General features: G+C 73.5%; 11 protein-coding genes. 9 read left to right on the forward strand and 2 right to left on the reverse strand.

The features are described 5' to 3' along the window. Window positions 1–316: 316 nt before the first annotated feature. The 6 genes from MQV74_RS13905 to MQV74_RS13930 all read left to right on the forward strand — a co-directional run bounded on the left by MQV74_RS13905 (window position 317) and on the right by MQV74_RS13930 (window position 6786). Window positions 317–1528 carry a prenyltransferase/squalene oxidase repeat-containing protein gene (locus tag MQV74_RS13905; protein WP_242717521.1) on the forward strand — a complete coding sequence of 404 codons (1212 nt, stop codon included), beginning with the start codon at window positions 317–319 and terminating at the stop codon, window positions 1526–1528. Then, complete coding sequence (locus tag MQV74_RS13910) at window positions 1525–2187, forward strand: SCO2322 family protein (RefSeq protein ID WP_242717523.1); 663 nt, start codon at window positions 1525–1527, stop codon at window positions 2185–2187. Before MQV74_RS13905 ends, MQV74_RS13910 begins: the two co-directional genes overlap by 4 nt. A 14-nt stretch (window positions 2188–2201) precedes the next feature. Continuing rightward, the gene (locus MQV74_RS13915; protein WP_242717525.1) at window positions 2202–3377 is read left to right on the forward strand and encodes an energy-coupling factor transporter transmembrane component T; all 1176 of its coding nucleotides are present in this window, start codon (window positions 2202–2204) and stop codon (window positions 3375–3377) included. Window positions 3378–3379: 2 nt separating this feature from the next. Next, window positions 3380–5110 carry an ABC transporter ATP-binding protein gene (locus MQV74_RS13920; RefSeq protein ID WP_242728653.1) on the forward strand — a complete coding sequence of 577 codons (1731 nt, stop codon included), beginning with the start codon at window positions 3380–3382 and terminating at the stop codon, window positions 5108–5110. After that, on the forward strand, window positions 5103–5993 hold the full coding sequence (locus MQV74_RS13925; protein ID WP_242717527.1) for an ECF transporter S component: 891 nt from the start codon (window positions 5103–5105) through the stop codon (window positions 5991–5993). Before MQV74_RS13920 ends, MQV74_RS13925 begins: the two co-directional genes overlap by 8 nt. Window positions 5994–6378: 385 nt before the next feature. Next, on the forward strand, window positions 6379–6786 hold the full coding sequence (locus MQV74_RS13930) for a transglycosylase SLT domain-containing protein (RefSeq protein WP_242717529.1): 408 nt from the start codon (window positions 6379–6381) through the stop codon (window positions 6784–6786). Between the two features lie 219 nt (window positions 6787–7005). Here the strand turns inward: MQV74_RS13930 and MQV74_RS13935 are convergent, their stop codons facing one another. Beyond that, window positions 7006–8175: a steroid 3-ketoacyl-CoA thiolase gene (locus tag MQV74_RS13935; RefSeq protein WP_242717531.1), complete on the reverse strand. Its 1170-nt coding sequence runs from the start codon at window positions 8173–8175 to the stop codon at window positions 7006–7008. A 292-nt stretch (window positions 8176–8467) separates the two neighbouring features. Between MQV74_RS13935 and MQV74_RS13940 the strand changes: the two genes are divergently transcribed. Beyond that, on the forward strand, window positions 8468–9712 hold the full coding sequence (locus MQV74_RS13940; protein ID WP_242728655.1) for a cytochrome P450: 1245 nt from the start codon (window positions 8468–8470) through the stop codon (window positions 9710–9712). Window positions 9713–9945: 233 nt separating this feature from the next. Next, window positions 9946–11580 carry a hypothetical protein gene (locus tag MQV74_RS13945; protein WP_242717533.1) on the forward strand — a complete coding sequence of 545 codons (1635 nt, stop codon included), beginning with the start codon at window positions 9946–9948 and terminating at the stop codon, window positions 11578–11580. Here the strand turns inward: MQV74_RS13945 and MQV74_RS13950 are convergent. Continuing rightward, a complete protein-coding gene (locus tag MQV74_RS13950) occupies window positions 11537–13765 on the reverse strand; it encodes a bifunctional glycosyltransferase 87/phosphatase PAP2 family protein (protein ID WP_242717535.1) in 2229 nt (742 codons plus the stop codon). The genes MQV74_RS13945 and MQV74_RS13950 overlap by 44 nt on opposite strands. Window positions 13766–14222: 457 nt before the next feature. Between MQV74_RS13950 and proP the strand changes: the two genes are divergently transcribed. Next, window positions 14223–15626 (forward strand): glycine betaine/L-proline transporter ProP, encoded by a 1404-nt coding sequence (gene proP / locus MQV74_RS13955; protein WP_374120778.1) that lies wholly within the window; start codon window positions 14223–14225, stop codon window positions 15624–15626. Window positions 15627–15664: the final 38 nt, after the last annotated feature.

The following is a 15664-nucleotide window of genomic DNA, read 5'->3' on the forward strand; positions in this document are numbered from 1 at the left end:
CGGGCCGCGTGCCGGGAAGGGCGGCGTACGGGCCGGTAGAGTGTGCGGGTCGTCATCACGTACGTACGAGGGGAAGCCGGTGGAAGTCCGGCGCTGCACCTTCCCCGAGGTCCTGGCTTCGCTCGGTCCGGGAGAGGCCGCCGTGGCACAACCCGCCCGTGGCGAGCCGGAGCACCTCGTGCGACGCGTGACCGGCTCGCGTCATCGGGACCGTACCGATGGCCGGCACCGTCGAGGCATACGGAGCCGGAGCCGCCCGGTGCCCCTGTCGTGCCGTGCCGCCCGGCTCCCCGCAGGGAGAGGCACCCGCCGCATCATGAACGTTCGCCGCAGCGCAGCTGCCCTGGCCGCCGTCGCCGCCCTCGGCACGGCCGCGGCCCCGGCCGCCCTCGCCGACGAGGCCTCGCCCTCGCCCTCCGGCACGCTCCCCTCGGGTCTGTACGGCAAGACGGACCCGAAGTTCGACGGCGTGTTCCGGCAGTCGTACGCCCTGCTCGCGCAGGACGCGACCGGGGTCACGCCCGCGACGAAGGCCGTGGACTGGCTGACCGGCCAGCAGTGCGGCAGCGGCGGCTTCGCCGCCTACCGCGCCGACGCGGACGTGCCCTGCGACTCCAAGGCTCAGGTCGACAGCAACTCGACGGCCGCGGCCGTGCAGGCCCTGGCCGCGCTCGGCGGCGAGAAGAAGGCCGTCGACAAGGGCGTGGCCTGGCTGAAGTCCGTGCAGAACCAGGACGGCGGCTGGGGCTACACCCCGGGCCTGCCGAGCGACGCCAACTCCACCGGCATCGTGATCGGCGCGCTCGCCGCCGCCGGGGAGAAGCCCGCGACGGCGAAGTCCCAGAAGGGCAGGACCCCGCTGGACGCGCTGACGAAGCTCGCCATGGACTGCGGCAAGGACGGCGGTGCCTTCGGCCTCGCCGACGCCAAGTCCGGCAAGCTCGCGCCGAACGCCGACGCCACAGCGGCCGGTGTCCTCGGCGGCCTCGGCAAGGGCCTGGTCGTGAGCGCGCCGAAGAAGGACGCCGCCGCGCCGAAGTGCGTCAAGGCCGCGTCGGCGGACCAGGCCGCGGCCAACGGCACCGGCTACCTCATCGACGCCCTCGGCAAGTCCGGCCACCTCACCTCGTCCCTGCCCGGCTCCACGGACAAGCCCGACGTCGGCAACACCGCCGACGCGGTCGTCGCGCTGGCCGCCGCGGGCCAGGGCGAGCAGGCGGAGAAGTCCGCCCAGTGGCTCGCGGGCAACTCCGCGGACTGGGCGAAGCAGGGCGGCCCCGCCGCCTACGCGCAGCTGGTCTTCGCCGCCCACGCCGCGGGCCTCGACCCGCGTGACTTCGGCGGCGCCGACCTGGTCAAGCAGCTCAACGCGACCGGCCCGGCCCCGCGGGCGCAGGCCGCCGACGAGGAGAAGGACAAGGACGACGACGGCAGTGGCGTGAGCGTCTGGTGGATCGTCGGCGTCGGCCTGGCCGCGGGCGCGGGCATCGGCTTCCTCCTGAGCGGCCGCAAGAAGAACCAGCTGTGACGCACCGCCGTCGCGGACACGGCCACCGCCGCACGGTGGCCGTGCTCTTCGCCGCCCTGCTCGCGCTCCTCGCGGCCGCCCCCGCCCACGCCGCCGACTACCGCTACTGGTCGTTCTGGCAGCGCGGCGAGGGCGGCGCGTGGACGTACGCGACCCAGGGGCCCTCGACCGCACGGCCCGACGACGGGGACGTGGACGGGTTCCGCTTCGCCGTGTCCGCCGACGCGAAGACCGCGAAGAAGCCGCGCGGCACCGCCGACTTCGACACCGTCTGCGCGGACACGAAGGCCGCGGCGGGCAAGAAGCGGATCGCGGTCGTCATCGACTTCGGCACGGCCGCCGACGCCCCGGACGGGCGGACCCCGCCGAAGCCGCGTACCGCGTGCGCCCGCATCGACGACGGCGGGTCGAGCGCCGACGCGCTCGCCGCGGTCGCCAAGCCCCTGCGCTACGACAACAACGCGCTGCTGTGTGCCATCGCCGACTACCCGAAGTCCGGCTGCGGCGAGCAGGTGTCCGGCGACAAGGGCGACCGGAGCGGGCGGAGCGCCGCCGACGAGGGCGACGGCGGCCCGTCCGTCGGCCTGGTCGCCGGGGTCGCCGCCGTGGTCGTGCTCGGCGCCGCCGCCGTCTGGCAGGCCCGCCGCCGGCGCGGGTGAGCCGGCCCGACGCGATGACCAGCCCACGCGATGTGCGGGCCGCCCCGCGCCGCCGCCCCGCCCCCGAGGCGAACCGCTCCAACGCCCTGCACCCGGGCGCCTGGTGGCTGTGGGCCCTCGGGCTCGCCACGGCCGCGTCCCGCACCACCAACCCGCTGCTCATCGGGCTGCTCGTCGGGGTCGCGGGGTACGTCGTCGCGGCCCGGCGCACCTCCGCTCCGTGGGCGCGCGCGTACGGGGCGTTCGTGAAGATCGCCCTGTTCGTCATCGGCATCCGCCTGGTCTTCGCGGTGTTCCTCGGCTCGCCGATCCCGGGCACCCACCTCATCGTGACGCTGCCGGAGGTGCCGCTGCCGGACTGGGCGCAGGGCGTGCGGATCGGCGGCCGGGTCACCGCGGAGGGCGTGGTGTTCGCGCTGTACGACGGGGTGCGCCTGGCGGGCCTGCTGATCTGCGTCGGCGCCGCGAACGCCCTGGCGAGCCCGGCCCGGCTGCTGAAGGCCCTGCCGGGCGCCCTGTACGAGGCGGGGGTCGCCGTCGTCGTCGCGATGACGTTCGCGCCGAACCTGATCGCCGACGTCCAGCGGCTGCGTGCCGCGCGCAGGCTGCGCGGACGCGCGGACCGCGGCGTCCGCGGCCTGCTCCAGGTCGGCCTGCCCGTCCTGGAGGGCGCCCTCGAACGGTCCGTGGCGCTGGCCGCCGCGATGGACGCGCGCGGCTTCGGGCGCGCCGCGGCCGTGCCCGCGCGGGTGCGCAGGACCACGGCGGCCCTGACGCTCGGCGGGCTCCTGGGCGTGTGCGCGGGCACGTACGGGCTGCTGACCGCGGATGGCGGGACGTACGGCCTGCCGGTGCTCGGCGCCGGGCTCGCCGCGGCGCTCGGCGGCCTGTGGCTCGGCGGGCGGCGCGCGGTGCGCACCCGCTACCGGCCCGACGTGTGGGGCGTGCGCGCCTGGCTCGTCGCCGGGTCCGGCGCCGCCGTCGCGGGCCTGATGATCGCCGCGAGTTCGTCCGGGGCCGCGGCCCTGCGTCCGGGAGTCGTCCCGCTGGTCGCTCCGGAGCTGCCGCTGTGGCCCGCCGCGGCGATCCTGCTCGGCCTGCTCCCGGCGTTCGTCGCACCGGTGCCGCCGCCCGCCGAGGCCCCCGCCCCCCGCCCGTCCCGAGCCGCCGCCCAGGAGCAGAGCCCATGACCATGATCCGGTTCGAGGACGTCTCCGTACGGTACGAGGGCGTGGCCAGGGCCACCGTCGAGCACGTGGACCTGGCCGTCCCCGAGGGCGAGCTGGTCCTGGTGGTCGGCCCGTCCGGGGTCGGCAAGTCCACCCTGCTCGGCACCGTCAGCGGGCTCGTGCCGCACTTCACCGGCGGCACGCTGCGCGGGCGCGTGACCGTGGCGGGCCGCGACACCCGCACCCACAAGCCGCGCGAGCTCGCCGACGTGGTCGGCACGGTGGGCCAGGACCCGCTCGCCCACTTCGTGACGGACACGGTCGAGGACGAGCTGGCGTACGGCATGGAGTCGCTGGGGCTCGCCCCCGGCGTGATGCGCCGCCGCGTCGAGGAGACCCTCGACCTGCTCGGCCTCGCCGAGCTGCGGGACCGGCCCATCTCCACCCTGTCCGGCGGCCAGCAGCAGCGCGTCGCCATCGGCTCCGTCCTCACCCCGCACCCCCGGGTCCTGGTCCTCGACGAGCCGACGTCCGCGCTCGACCCGGCGGCGGCCGAGGAGGTCCTGGCCGTCCTCCAGCGCCTGGTCCACGACCTGGGCACCACGGTCCTGATGGCCGAGCACCGCCTGGAGCGGGTCGTCCAGTACGCCGACCAGGTGCTGCTCCTGGCCTCGCCCGGCGCGGCCCCCGTCCTGGGCGACCCGGCCGAGCTGATGGCGGTCTCGCCGGTGTTTCCGCCGGTCGTGGCCCTGGGCCGGCTCGCCGGGCTCACCCCGCTGCCACTGACCGTGCGGGACGCCCGGCGCAAGGCGGCCGGGCTGCGCGAGCGGCTCGCCGACGCCGTGCCGCCGGAGCGGGGCGCGGCGCCCACCGCGTCCGCCGCGCCTGCCGCGCCTGCCTCGACAGAGGCGCGGCGCGCGGCCCCGGCGGGCCGGTGGTGGCGGCTCGGGCGGACGGCGCCCGGGGAACCCGCGGGTCAGGGCGCGGCCGCGGGCGGCGCGCGGGTCGAGGGGCTCGCGGTGCGCCGGGGGCGCGTCGAGGCGCTGCGCCGCGTCGACCTGGCCGTGGCGCCGGGCGAGACCCTCGCCCTGATGGGCCGCAACGGCGCGGGCAAGTCCACCCTCCTGTCCACCCTGGTGGGCCTGCTGCCGCCGACGGCCGGCACGGTCCGCGTGGGCGGTCTCGCCCCGCACCGCACGGCCCCGCGCGAGCTGATCCGCCGCGTCGGCCTCGTCCCGCAGGAGCCGCGCGACCTGCTGTACGCGGACACGGTCGCCGCCGAGTGCGCGGCCGCCGACCACGACGCCGGGGCGCCCGCGGGCAGCTGCCGCGACCTGGTGGCGGAGCTGCTGCCCGGCATCGCCGACGACACGCACCCGCGGGACCTGTCCGAGGGCCAGCGCCTGGCCCTCGCCCTCGCGATCGTCCTCACGGCCCGGCCGCCGCTGCTGCTCCTCGACGAGCCGACCCGGGGCCTGGACTACGCGGCCAAGGCCCGTCTGGTCACGATCCTGCGCGGCCTCGCCGCCGAGGGCCACGCGATCGTCCTGGCCACGCACGATGTGGAGCTCGCTGCCGAGCTGGCGCACCGGGTGGTGATCCTCGCCGAGGGCGAGGTCGTCGCCGACGGCCCCACCGCCGAGGTGGTCGTGTCGTCCCCGGCCTTCGCCCCGCAGGTCACGAAGGTCCTGGCACCACAGCGATGGCTCACGGTTTCCCAGGTACGTGACGCCTTGGAGGGTTCCGATGGGTGAGGGAGGGAGCGCCCCGAAGGGGCGCGGGGAACCGCGCGACCAGCCCCCGACGGCCCGCAGAGAACAGAACGCCCAGGTACGCCCCATAAGGCTGGGCCCCCGCTCCGTGGCCGCCCTGGCCCTGGTGAGCGCCATCGGCGTGGCGGCCTTCGCCTGGCCCCTGCTCGCCGGGCCCGAGTCGACCATCAGCGCACATGCGCAAGACGCACCCTGGCTGTTCGCCGCCCTGCTCCCCCTCCTCGTGGGCGTGGTCGTGGCGACGATCTCGGACGTCGGCCTGGACGCGAAGGCCATCGCGATGCTGGGGGTGCTCGCCGCGGCCGGGGCCGCGCTGCGGCCGCTCGGCGCCGGTACGGCCGGGATCGAGCCGATGTTCTTCCTGATGGTGCTGAGCGGGCGCGTGCTCGGACCGGGCTTCGGCTTCGTCCTCGGGGCCGTGTCGATGTTCGCCTCCGCGCTGCTCACCGGCGGTGTGGGCCCCTGGATGCCGTTCCAGATGCTGTCCATGGGGTGGGTGTGCATGGGCGCGGGGCTCCTGCCCGGCGCCGACACCCTGCGGGGCCGCCGTGAGCTGTGGCTGCTCGGCGCGTACGGGGCGGTGGCGTCCGTCCTGTACGGGACCGTGATGAACCTCCAGGGCTGGCCCTACATCTCCGGCCTCGCCACCGGCGTCTCCTTCGTGCCCGGCGACGCGGTCGGCGACAACCTGGCCCGCTTCCTCGCGTACTGCCTGGCCACGTCGCTCGGCTGGGACCTGCCGCGGGCGGTGCTCACCGTCGTGCTGAGCCTCGCGCTCGGCCCGGCCGTCCTGAAGGCGCTGCGCCGGGCCACGCGGCGGGCCGCGTTCGAGGCGCCGGTCACATTCGAGGCCCCGAAGCCGTGAGCGGCGTTGCGCGTTCTGTGATGAAACAGGGGGGTGGGCGGTGAGGCGCCCCACAGGACTTTGGTCCTCTACTACCGGACCCCGTAGCCGCACTCCACTGTCACGTACACGCCAATTCACCCTCTGACCTGCGGATTGAGAGCCAGATCACAGCGGGGCCCTTCGTCCGAGGTGCGAGTGCCACTAGTAAGAGGGGTCATTGCGGCGGCGTAACAGCCCTGCTTCTCTGGATGAGTCGCACGGCGCCGACCGGCCGTCCACGAGCCCCCCGGGCACTTCCGGGAAACAGCTCAAGGCCTCGGCGCCGACGCATTTGCCCCCGCTCCTCACGAGCCGGAGCGGCAAGCGCACCGCGACCGTCCTGTACCCGACCGGAAGGTCCTCTGTGTCCGTCACGCTCCTCCGCCGCATCACGCCCAAGAAGGCCCTCGTCGGCGGTGCCCTCGCCGCCGCCGCCACTGGCATGGTCTTCGCCGCGGCCCCCGCTCAGGCCGCCCCGGCGTCCGACTCGGCCAAGGCCGTGGCGCAGCGAGTGATCGGCGACGCCGGCCAGTTCCAGTGCTTCGACAAGATCGTCTCCCACGAGAGCGGCTGGAACGTCACCGCCACGAACTCCTCCTCCGGCGCGTACGGCCTGGTCCAGGCCCTGCCCGGCTCGAAGATGGCCTCGGCGGGCGCCGACTGGAAGACCAACGCCGAGACCCAGATCAAGTGGGGCCACTCCTACATGAAGGAGCGCTACGGCAGCCCGTGCGCGGCGTGGAACCACTGGCAGGCCAACGGCTGGTACTGAGCCTGGCCCCTGGGCCTCGAACAGTGAGGGCGGTCACCCCCGGGCGGGGTGGCCGCCCTTTTCCCCACCCGCCCGCCCTGATCGCGCTGGCGCGCTCGTCCTCAAACGCCGGACGGGCTGTATACCCGCGGCCCGAGCCGGAGACTTTCAGCCCGTCCGGCGTTTGAGGACGAGGCGCGGAGCGCCGATACGGGGGCCCAGGGGGCGGAGCGCCCGGCGCTACAGCCGCTGAAGGATCGTGGCGGTGGCCACCGCACCGCCCGCGCACATCGTCACCAGCGCGAACTCCTTGTCCCGCCGCTCCAGCTCGTGCAGGGCCGAGGTCAGCAACCGCGCCCCGGTCGCGCCCACGGGATGCCCGAGCGCGATCGCGCCCCCGTTCACGTTCACCTTCTCCAGGTCCTGCTCGAAGACCCGCGCCCAGCTGAGCACGACCGAGGCGAAGGCCTCGTTGATCTCGACGAGGTCGATGTCCCGCAGGGACATCCCGGCCTTGCCGAGCACGGCCCAGGTCGCGTCGACGGGCCCGTCGAGGTGGAAGTGCGGGTCGGCCCCGACGAGGGCCTGCGCGACGATCCGCGCGCGCGGCCTGAGCTTGAGGGCGCGTGCCATCCGCTTGGAGGCCCACAGCAGGGCCGCGGCCCCGTCGGAGATCTGGGAGGAGTTCCCGGCGGTGTGCACGGCGCTCGGCATGACCGGCTTGAGCCCGGCGAGGGCCTGAAGGGACGTGTCGCGCAGCCCCTCGTCCCGGTGCACGAGCCGCCACATGCCCTGCCCGGCGGCCTGCTCCTCCTCGGTGGTGGGCACCTGGACCGCGAAGGTCTCCCGCTTGAAGCGCTCCTCGGCCCACGCGGCGGCCGCCCGCTCCTGGGAGAGCAGCCCGAGGGCGTCCGTGTCCCGCCGGGTGAGCCCGCGCCTGCGCGCGATCCGCTCGGCGGCCTCGAACTGGTTGGGCAGGTCGACGTTCCACTCGTCGGGGAAGGGCTTGCCCGGGCCGTGCTTGCTGCCGGACCCCAGCGGCACCCGGGACATGGACTCGACGCCGCAGCTGATGCCGATGTCGATCACGCCTGCCGCGACCATGTTGGCGACCATATGGCTGGCCTGCTGCGAGGAGCCGCACTGGCAGTCGACGGTCGTCGCGGCCGTCTCGTAGGGCAGTCCCATGGTGAGCCAGGCCGTGCGCGCCGGGTTCATGGACTGCTCGCCCGCGTGCGTGACGGTGCCGCCGACGATCTGCTCGACGCAGTCGGCGTGGATGCCGGTCCGCCCGAGGAGCTCGCGGTAGGTCTCGCCGAGGAGGTAGGCGGGATGGAGGTTGGCGAGGGCTCCTCCGCGCTTGCCGATCGGGGTGCGTACGGCTTCGACGATGACAGGTTCGGCGGCCACGATCTCGTCCTCTCCTCCGGATGCCGCGGGGCGTCCCGGCGCCCCGCCCGCGTAGCACGCGAGAACTGGTACGCGTTCTAGTTCTGCTGAGCAGTCTGCTGAGCCCCACCCCTCTCCCGCAAGGGTCGTGCACACACCCGGACCCGCCGCGCGCGCAACGAACCGCCCCGCGAGCCTTGCGACTTGTAGAACCCGTTATTACCTTTCGAGCCATCTCCTGATGGACCGTCAGACCCCGTGCGGCCGCACACCGCCGCCCGACCACACCGGTGCCGAACGCCTGGAGCCCCCGATGCCCTGTCCCGCGCTGCCCGACGGGTTCGACTTCACCGACCCGGACGTCCTCCAAGACCGCGTGCCCTTCCCGGAGTTCGCGCGCCTTCGGCAGGTGGAGCCGGTGCGCTGGGTGGCGCAGCGGCCGGGGATCGCCGGCTACGACGACGCGGGCTACTGGGCCGTGACCCGGCACGCCGACGTCAAGCACGTCTCCACGCACCCCGAGCTGTTCTCCTCGAACCTCAACACCGCGATCATCCGCTTCAACGAGTCGATCAGCCGCGACCAGATCGAGGTCCAGAAGCTGATCATGCTCAACATGGACCCGCCCGAGCACACCCGGGTCCGCCAGATCGTCCAGCGCGGCTTCACGCCCCGCGCCGTCCGCTCCCTGGAGGACGCCCTGCGATCGCGCGCCCACGGGATCGTCCGCGCCGCTCTGGAGAACGCTCGGGCCGACGGCGACTTCGACTTCGTCACCCAGGTCGCCTGCGAGCTGCCCCTCCAGGCCATCGCCGAGCTCATCGGCGTCCCCCAGGAGGACCGCTCCAAGATCTTCGACTGGTCCAACAAGATGGCGGGGTACGACGACCCGGAGTACGCGATCACCGAGGAGGTCGGCACCGAGGCCGCCATGGAGATCGTCTCGTACGCGATGAACCTCGCCGCCGCGCGCAAGGAGTGCCCGGCCGGGGACATCGTCAGCCAGCTGGTCGCGGCGGAGGACGAGGGGAACCTCTCCTCCGACGAGTTCGGGTTCTTCGTGATCCTGCTCGCCGTCGCGGGCAACGAGACCACGCGCAACGCCATCACGCACGGCATGCACGCCTTCCTCACCCACCCCGACCAGTGGGACCTCTTCAAGCGGGAGCGGCCGGTGACCGCCGCCGAGGAGATCGTGCGCTGGGCCACGCCCGTGGTCTCCTTCCAGCGCACGGCCACCGAGGACACCGAGCTGGGCGGCGCCCGGATCAAGCGGGGCGACCGCGTCGGCATCTTCTACTCCTCCGCCAACCACGACCCCGAAGTCTTCGCGGACCCCGAGGCGTTCGACATCACCCGGGACCCGAACCCCCACCTCGGCTTCGGCGGCGGCGGACCGCACTTCTGCCTCGGCAAGTCCCTCGCGGTCCTGGAGATCAACCTCATCTTCAACGCCGTCGCCGAGGCGATGCCCGACCTGCGCCTGACGGGCGACCCCCGCCGCCTCCGCTCGGCCTGGCTCAACGGGGTCAAGGAGCTCCGGGTCAGCACCCGCTGACCGGGCCCCACGGGAGGCAGGGGCCCATCCCCTACGCTCCGCCCCTGCCTCCCCTGGCCGAAACCCGCGCCTCGCACGAACCGATCATCACGCGCGTACCACCGCGAACCACCCCGAGTCATTCCGCCATATGTTCACTTGATCGGCAGATCGCGCCAACGTTTTCGTCATCCGGAGCGTCTTGGGGGGTGAACGCCGCCCCTTCATCAGCATCAAGACTTCGAACGGAAACGGTGACCGTGGTCTCTGCCGACCTCTCGATCGTTCCCACCGGCAGCTCACCCACCGACCGGAAGAATCCCTTCCGAATCGTCCGTTCCTTCTACCGGCGCCACCGCGTCCCCGTCCTCGCCACCGCCCCCACGCTCCCGCTGTACGCGGTCTGGGCCGCGTTCCTCGCCACCGGCGGCGGCGACCTCGCCGCGCAGCAGGCCTGGGCCCGCTTCGCGGACGACCACGGCACGGCCGCGTACAGCCTGTTCTGGTACGGCGGCATGCACACCGCCAACTACAGCGTGATCTCGCCGTACTTGATGGCCGTGCTCGGCGTGAAGACCGTCACGGTGCTCTCCGGGGTCGCCGGTGCCTGGCTGGTCGCCAAGCTCATCGAGCGCGCCGGGGTCAGCCGCCCGGTCGCCCCCGCCGTGCTCGCCTCGCTCGCCGTGTGGTGCAACGTCGCCTCCGGGCGCACCACGTTCGCACTCGGCCTCGCCTTCGGGCTCGGCGCCGTCCTCGCCCTGCTCGGCACCCGGCGCCCGGCCGTCGCGGCCCTGTGCGCGGCGCTCGCCACCATGGCATCCCCGGTGGCGGGCCTGTTCCTGCTCGTGGCGGGCGCGGGCTACTTCTTCGTACGGGAGTGGGGCCGGGCCCTGGCCCTGCTCCTTCCGCCCGTCGCGGTGGTCGGCACCACGACCGTGCTGTTCCCCTTCAAGGGCGAGCACCTGATGTGGGCGGACCGGATCGTCCCGCCGGTCCTCTTCAGCCTCGTCCTGATCGTCGCGGGGCCGCGCGAGTGGCGGGTGCTGCGCTGGGGCGCGGGCGTGTACGCGGCCGGGACCGTCCTGACGTACCTCATCCCCTCGCCGATCGGCACGAACGTCGAGCGGCTCGCCGAGCTGGTCGCGCCCGCGCTGCTGCTCGCCGCGCTCCTCACCCCGGCGCTCCCGGTGCTGCGCCGCGTCGCGCTGGTCGCGGCGCTCGTCGCGTCGACGGCGTGGGTGGCGCAGAAGACCGTCGACGACCTGGAGGTGTCGACGGTGGTCCCGGCGTGGGCCACCGACACCCACGGCGTGGTGAGCGCCCTGCAGCGGCTCGGTGCCGACCGGGGCCGGGTCGAGGTGGTCCCGGCCCGCAACCACCGCGAGGCCACCGCGCTCGCCCCGTACGTGAACATGGCGCGCGGCTGGAACCGCCAGCTCGACATCGAGCGCGGCCGCCTCTTCTACGACGGCTCGTTCTCCGCCACCACCTACCGGGCCTGGCTCGACAAGTGGGCGGTGGGCTTCGTGGTCCTTCCCTCCGGGCGCCCGGACGGGCCCGCCCTGGACGAGGCCGCCCTCGTCAGGAGCCGCCCGAAGTGGCTGGAGCCGGTCTGGAAGGGCAGGCACTGGCAGGTCTTCCGGGTGCGCAACGCCGTCCCGATGGCGTCGGCCCCCGCCTCCGTGGTCCGCTCCACCAGTACGGACGTGGTGGTGCGGGTCCCGGAGCGGGGGCCGGTCACCGTGCGCATCGTGTACTCGCCGTGGCTGCGGGCCGAGGGCGCGTGCCTGGCCAAGGAGGGCGACTTCACCCGGCTCACGGTGCCCGCGCCGGGCACCTACACGATCAGCTCGGGGTACGGTCGCCCGGCGCGTCCCGCCCGCTGCTGACGGGCGCGGACCCGTCCGGCGGCTCGGGGCCCTCCCGGCTCTCGCCCTCGGCTCTCTCGACCTTGGCCCCGGTCCTCCCGGCCTTGGCCTGGGCTCCGATCTGGGGCTCGGGCCCGGCCGCGGGCTCCGCTCCGCCCCCGGCCCCCGCCGTCGCGGGCACCAGGGATCCGAGCCCCGGTTTCGGCGGACCGAGCTTCAGGGCCTCCTTCACCCGCGGCCCCTGGAGGAGATAGGTCAGGCCGAAGCCCGCGCCGACGACCGCCGCGCCGCCCACCGCGTCGAGCACCCAGTGGTTGCCGGTGCCGACGATCGCGCACACCGTGAAGAACGGGTGCAGCAGGCCGAGGGCCTTCATCCACCACTTCGGGGCGAGGATCGCGATGGTCAGACCGCACCACAGGGACCAGCCGAAGTGCAGCGAGGGCATCGCCGCGTACTGGTTGGTGAGCTTCGTCAGCGTGCCGTAGTCCGGCTGCGAGAAGTCCTGCGGGCCGTGGATGGTGTCGATGAAGCCCAGGTCCTCCATCAGGCGCGGCGGCGCGAGCGGGTAGCCCCAGAAGCCGACGAGCGCGAGCAGCGTGGCGAAGCCGAGCGCGGAGCGCGCCCAGCGGTACTGGGCGGGGCGCCGCAGATACAGGATCGCGAGGACGCTCAGCGGCACCACGAAGTGGAACGACGTGTAGTAGAAGTTGAAGAAGCTCTCCATCCACGGCGTCCGTGCCGTCAGATGGTTGAACCAGTGCTCGATGTCGATGTGCAGGAACTGCTCGATGGAGTGGATCTGCTCGCCGTGCGCCTCGGCCCGCTCGCGGCCGCCGGAGATGGTGCCGCCGGTCGCGGCGAGGCGGGTCTGCTGGTAGGCGGAGTAGCCGACGCGGATCAGGAGCAGTTCGAGCAGCAGGTTCGGCCGGGTGAGCACGCGCCGCCAGAACGGGAACAGCGGCACCCACTTCCACCGCGCCGGGACCGGGGCGGCGTACGAGGTGGGGATCGGCTTGCGGTACTCCGGCGCGGTCCGGGACAGGAACGGCACGATCAGCGCGGAGGCGAGCGCGGCGAGCAGGACCACGTTGTCGCGCAGCGGGTCGAGGACCGACATGTTCGGGAGCATCATCTTCGACGGCAGCGTCATCACCAGGACGATGGCGATGGGCCACACGTACCGGTCGGACGCGCGCTTGCCGACCCGGCCGACCACTGCGAGCAGCAGCCACAGGAGCTGGTGCTGCCAGCTCGTCGGGGACACGGCGACGGCCACGCAGCCGGTGAGCGCGACGGCGAGCAGCAGCTGGCCGTCCTTGGCGTACCGCACGGCGCGGCGCAGGCCGAGGAAGGCGACGGCGGCGCCCAGGGCCAGGAAGAGCCCGATCTCCAGCGGCCCCTCAAGCCCGAAGCGGAGCAGCGCGCCGTGCAGGGACTGGTTGGCGTTGGCGTCCGGGTTCGCGCCGAGGCCCGCGCCCGCCAGGTGGTGCACCCAGTACGTCGTCGAGTCGTGCGGCAGGGCCGCCCAGGCGACCGCGGTCAGCCCCGCGAAGGTGAGGCCGAGGGACGCGGTGGCCTTCCTGCGGCCGGTGAACCACAGCAGCGGCGCGAAGAGCAGCACGGCGGGCTGGAGCGCGGCGGCGACACCGATCAGGATGCCGCTGGCCCGCTCGCCCCGGGCGGCGAAGCACCCGAGCAGCACGAGCAGGACCGGGATGATGCTGGTCTGCCCCAGGTGCAGCGTGTTGCGGACCGGCAGGGACAGCATGAGCAGACAGATGGCGACGGGCGCCGCGAGCAGCGAGGCGCGCCGGGAGACGGGCTGCGGCAGGGCGCGGGCGACGACGAGCCCGAGGGCGACGACGAGCCCGAGGGTGCCGAAGGTCCAGGCCCAGCCGAGCGCCTGCTCGGCGGAGCTGGCGAAGGGCTTGAGGACGAGCCCGGCGAACGGCGTGCCGGTGAACTTGTCCGCGTCGTACAGCGAGCCCTTCACGTGCAGCACGCCGTTCGGCCCGATCCAGGTCTCCAGGTCGGTCAGCCGCTCGCCCTTGGGGGTGCGCAGGACGACGGCGGCCTGCCGGACCGCCAGGACGGCGGCGACCAGCCAGAGGGCGACCCGGATCGCCTCGATCCGCGCCTTGGGCGGACCGGGCGTCCCCGCGCCAAAGGCGCTTCCCGGTCCCCTGTGCTCAACATTCGCCACGCCCTGTCGGCCCTCCCGCCCCATCCGTCATCCTCGTTCACAGTGCCAGGAGATCCGCGATCTCACCTGAAGAGGCTCGCACGCCCATGGGAGAGACGCGCGCAACCCCCGCTTCACCTGGCAGCCACACCGCTTTCTACCGGCTTCCCGGCTGAGGTGGCCAACCGGGGCGGCCCCCGGGGCACCCGCCCGGACAAGGCCCGTACCAGGCACGACGACGGCCACCCCCTCTTTCACAGAACTCTCGGCGCCCCGGGGTTCGGTTCCCGGGGCGGGACGCGACATAGATCACAAAGCCGCCATGTCCGCACTGGACCATCTTGATCCGTTTGAGCTGCGTACACCCACTTTTACCTCTCTATGACACGGGATAACGACTCTCCGTAATGGTGGTGCTTACACCTATGGTCGTCGACTTGTGTCCTTGTCGTCGATCGAAAGGCAGGCGAGCGAGCTCTTGCCGAACGCCACCCCCGTCGCCCCGAGCAAGCAGCAGGCGCCGCCCCCCGCGGGACCCGGCGGCGCCCCGGCCCCCGAGGTCACCGTCACCGACCCGGCGCTCGTCAAGCGCGCGGTGAAGGCGGCCGCGCTCGGCAACGCGATGGAGTGGTTCGACTTCGGCGTCTACAGCTACATCGCGGTCACCCTCGGCAAGGTCTTCTTCCCGTCGGGCAACCCGACGGCACAGCTCCTGTCCACCTTCGGCGCCTTCGCCGCGGCCTTTCTGATCCGCCCCGTCGGCGGCATGGTCTTCGGGCCCCTCGGCGACCGCGTGGGCCGCCAGAAGGTGCTGGCCCTCACCATGATCATGATGGCGGCGGGCACGTTCGCGATCGGCCTGATCCCGTCCTACGCCACGATCGGCGTCTGGGCCCCGGTCCTGCTGCTGATCGCCCGTCTCGTGCAGGGCTTCTCCACCGGCGGCGAGTACGCGGGCGCCGCCACCTTCATCGCCGAGTACGCCCCCGACAAGCGGCGCGGCTTCCTCGGCAGCTGGCTGGAGTTCGGCACCCTCGCGGGCTACATCGGCGGCGCGGGCCTGGTCACGCTGATGACCGCGCTCCTGTCCAGCGAGGACCTGCTGTCCTGGGGCTGGCGTATCCCGTTCCTGATCGCGGGCCCGATGGGCCTCATCGGCCTCTACTTGCGCATGCGCCTGGAGGAGACCCCGGCGTTCGCGGCCCAGCTGGAGCGGGCGCACGCCGACGAGCGCACCCGCGGCAGGACCGGCCTGCGCGAGATGGTGACCGGCCAGTGGCGCACCCTGCTCCTGTGCGTGGGCCTCGTCCTGGTCTTCAACGTCACCGACTACATGCTCCTGTCGTACATGCCGACGTACCTGACCGGCGAGCTGAAGTACGACGAGACGCACGGCCTGCTCGTGGTGCTCGCGGTGATGGCCCTGATGATGTGCGCCCAGCCGATCGTCGGCGCGCTCACCGACCGGGTCGGCCGCCGCCCGGTCATCGCGACGGGCTGCGCCGGCTTCTTCCTGCTCTCCGTGCCCGCCCTGCTCCTGATCCGCGACGGCTCCCTGTGGGCCATCGGGCTCGGCATGGCGGCACTCGGCCTGCTCCTGGTCTGCTTCACGGCCGCCATGCCGTCGGCCCTGCCCGCGCTCTTCCCCACGAAGGTCCGCTACGGCTCGCTGTCCATCGGCTTCAACGTCTCCGTGTCCGTCTTCGGCGGGACGACCCCCCTGGTGGTCACGGCCCTCATCGGGGCCACCGGGGACGTCATGATGCCCGCGTACTACATGATGGCCGCGGCCGTCGTGGGCGGCTTCGCCGTCTGGCGCATGACGGAGTCCGCGGGCCGCCCCCTGCCGGGGTCGCCGCCCGCGGTCGAGCCCGGCGCCTGACCCCCCGGAGGCCGTGGTTTCGGGGTGGGGCGGGAGTG

Origin of the sequence: Streptomyces sp. AN091965 (assembly GCF_022698285.1) — a bacterium.
Classification (GTDB): Bacteria; Actinomycetota; Actinomycetes; order Streptomycetales; family Streptomycetaceae; genus Streptomyces.

Bases quoted from the DNA above. Each gene is read 5' to 3' on its own strand.
- MQV74_RS13905 (WP_242717521.1), top strand. From the start codon at position 317: ATGAACGTTCGCCGCAGCGCAGCTGCCCTGGCCGCCGTCGCCGCCCTC.
- MQV74_RS13915 (WP_242717525.1), top strand. From the start codon at position 2,202: ATGACCAGCCCACGCGATGTGCGGGCCGCCCCGCGCCGCCGCCCCGCC.
- MQV74_RS13920 (WP_242728653.1), top strand. From the start codon at position 3,380: ATGATCCGGTTCGAGGACGTCTCCGTACGGTACGAGGGCGTGGCCAGG.
- MQV74_RS13925 (WP_242717527.1), top strand. From the start codon at position 5,103: ATGGGTGAGGGAGGGAGCGCCCCGAAGGGGCGCGGGGAACCGCGCGAC.
- MQV74_RS13940 (WP_242728655.1), top strand. From the start codon at position 8,468: ATGCCCTGTCCCGCGCTGCCCGACGGGTTCGACTTCACCGACCCGGAC.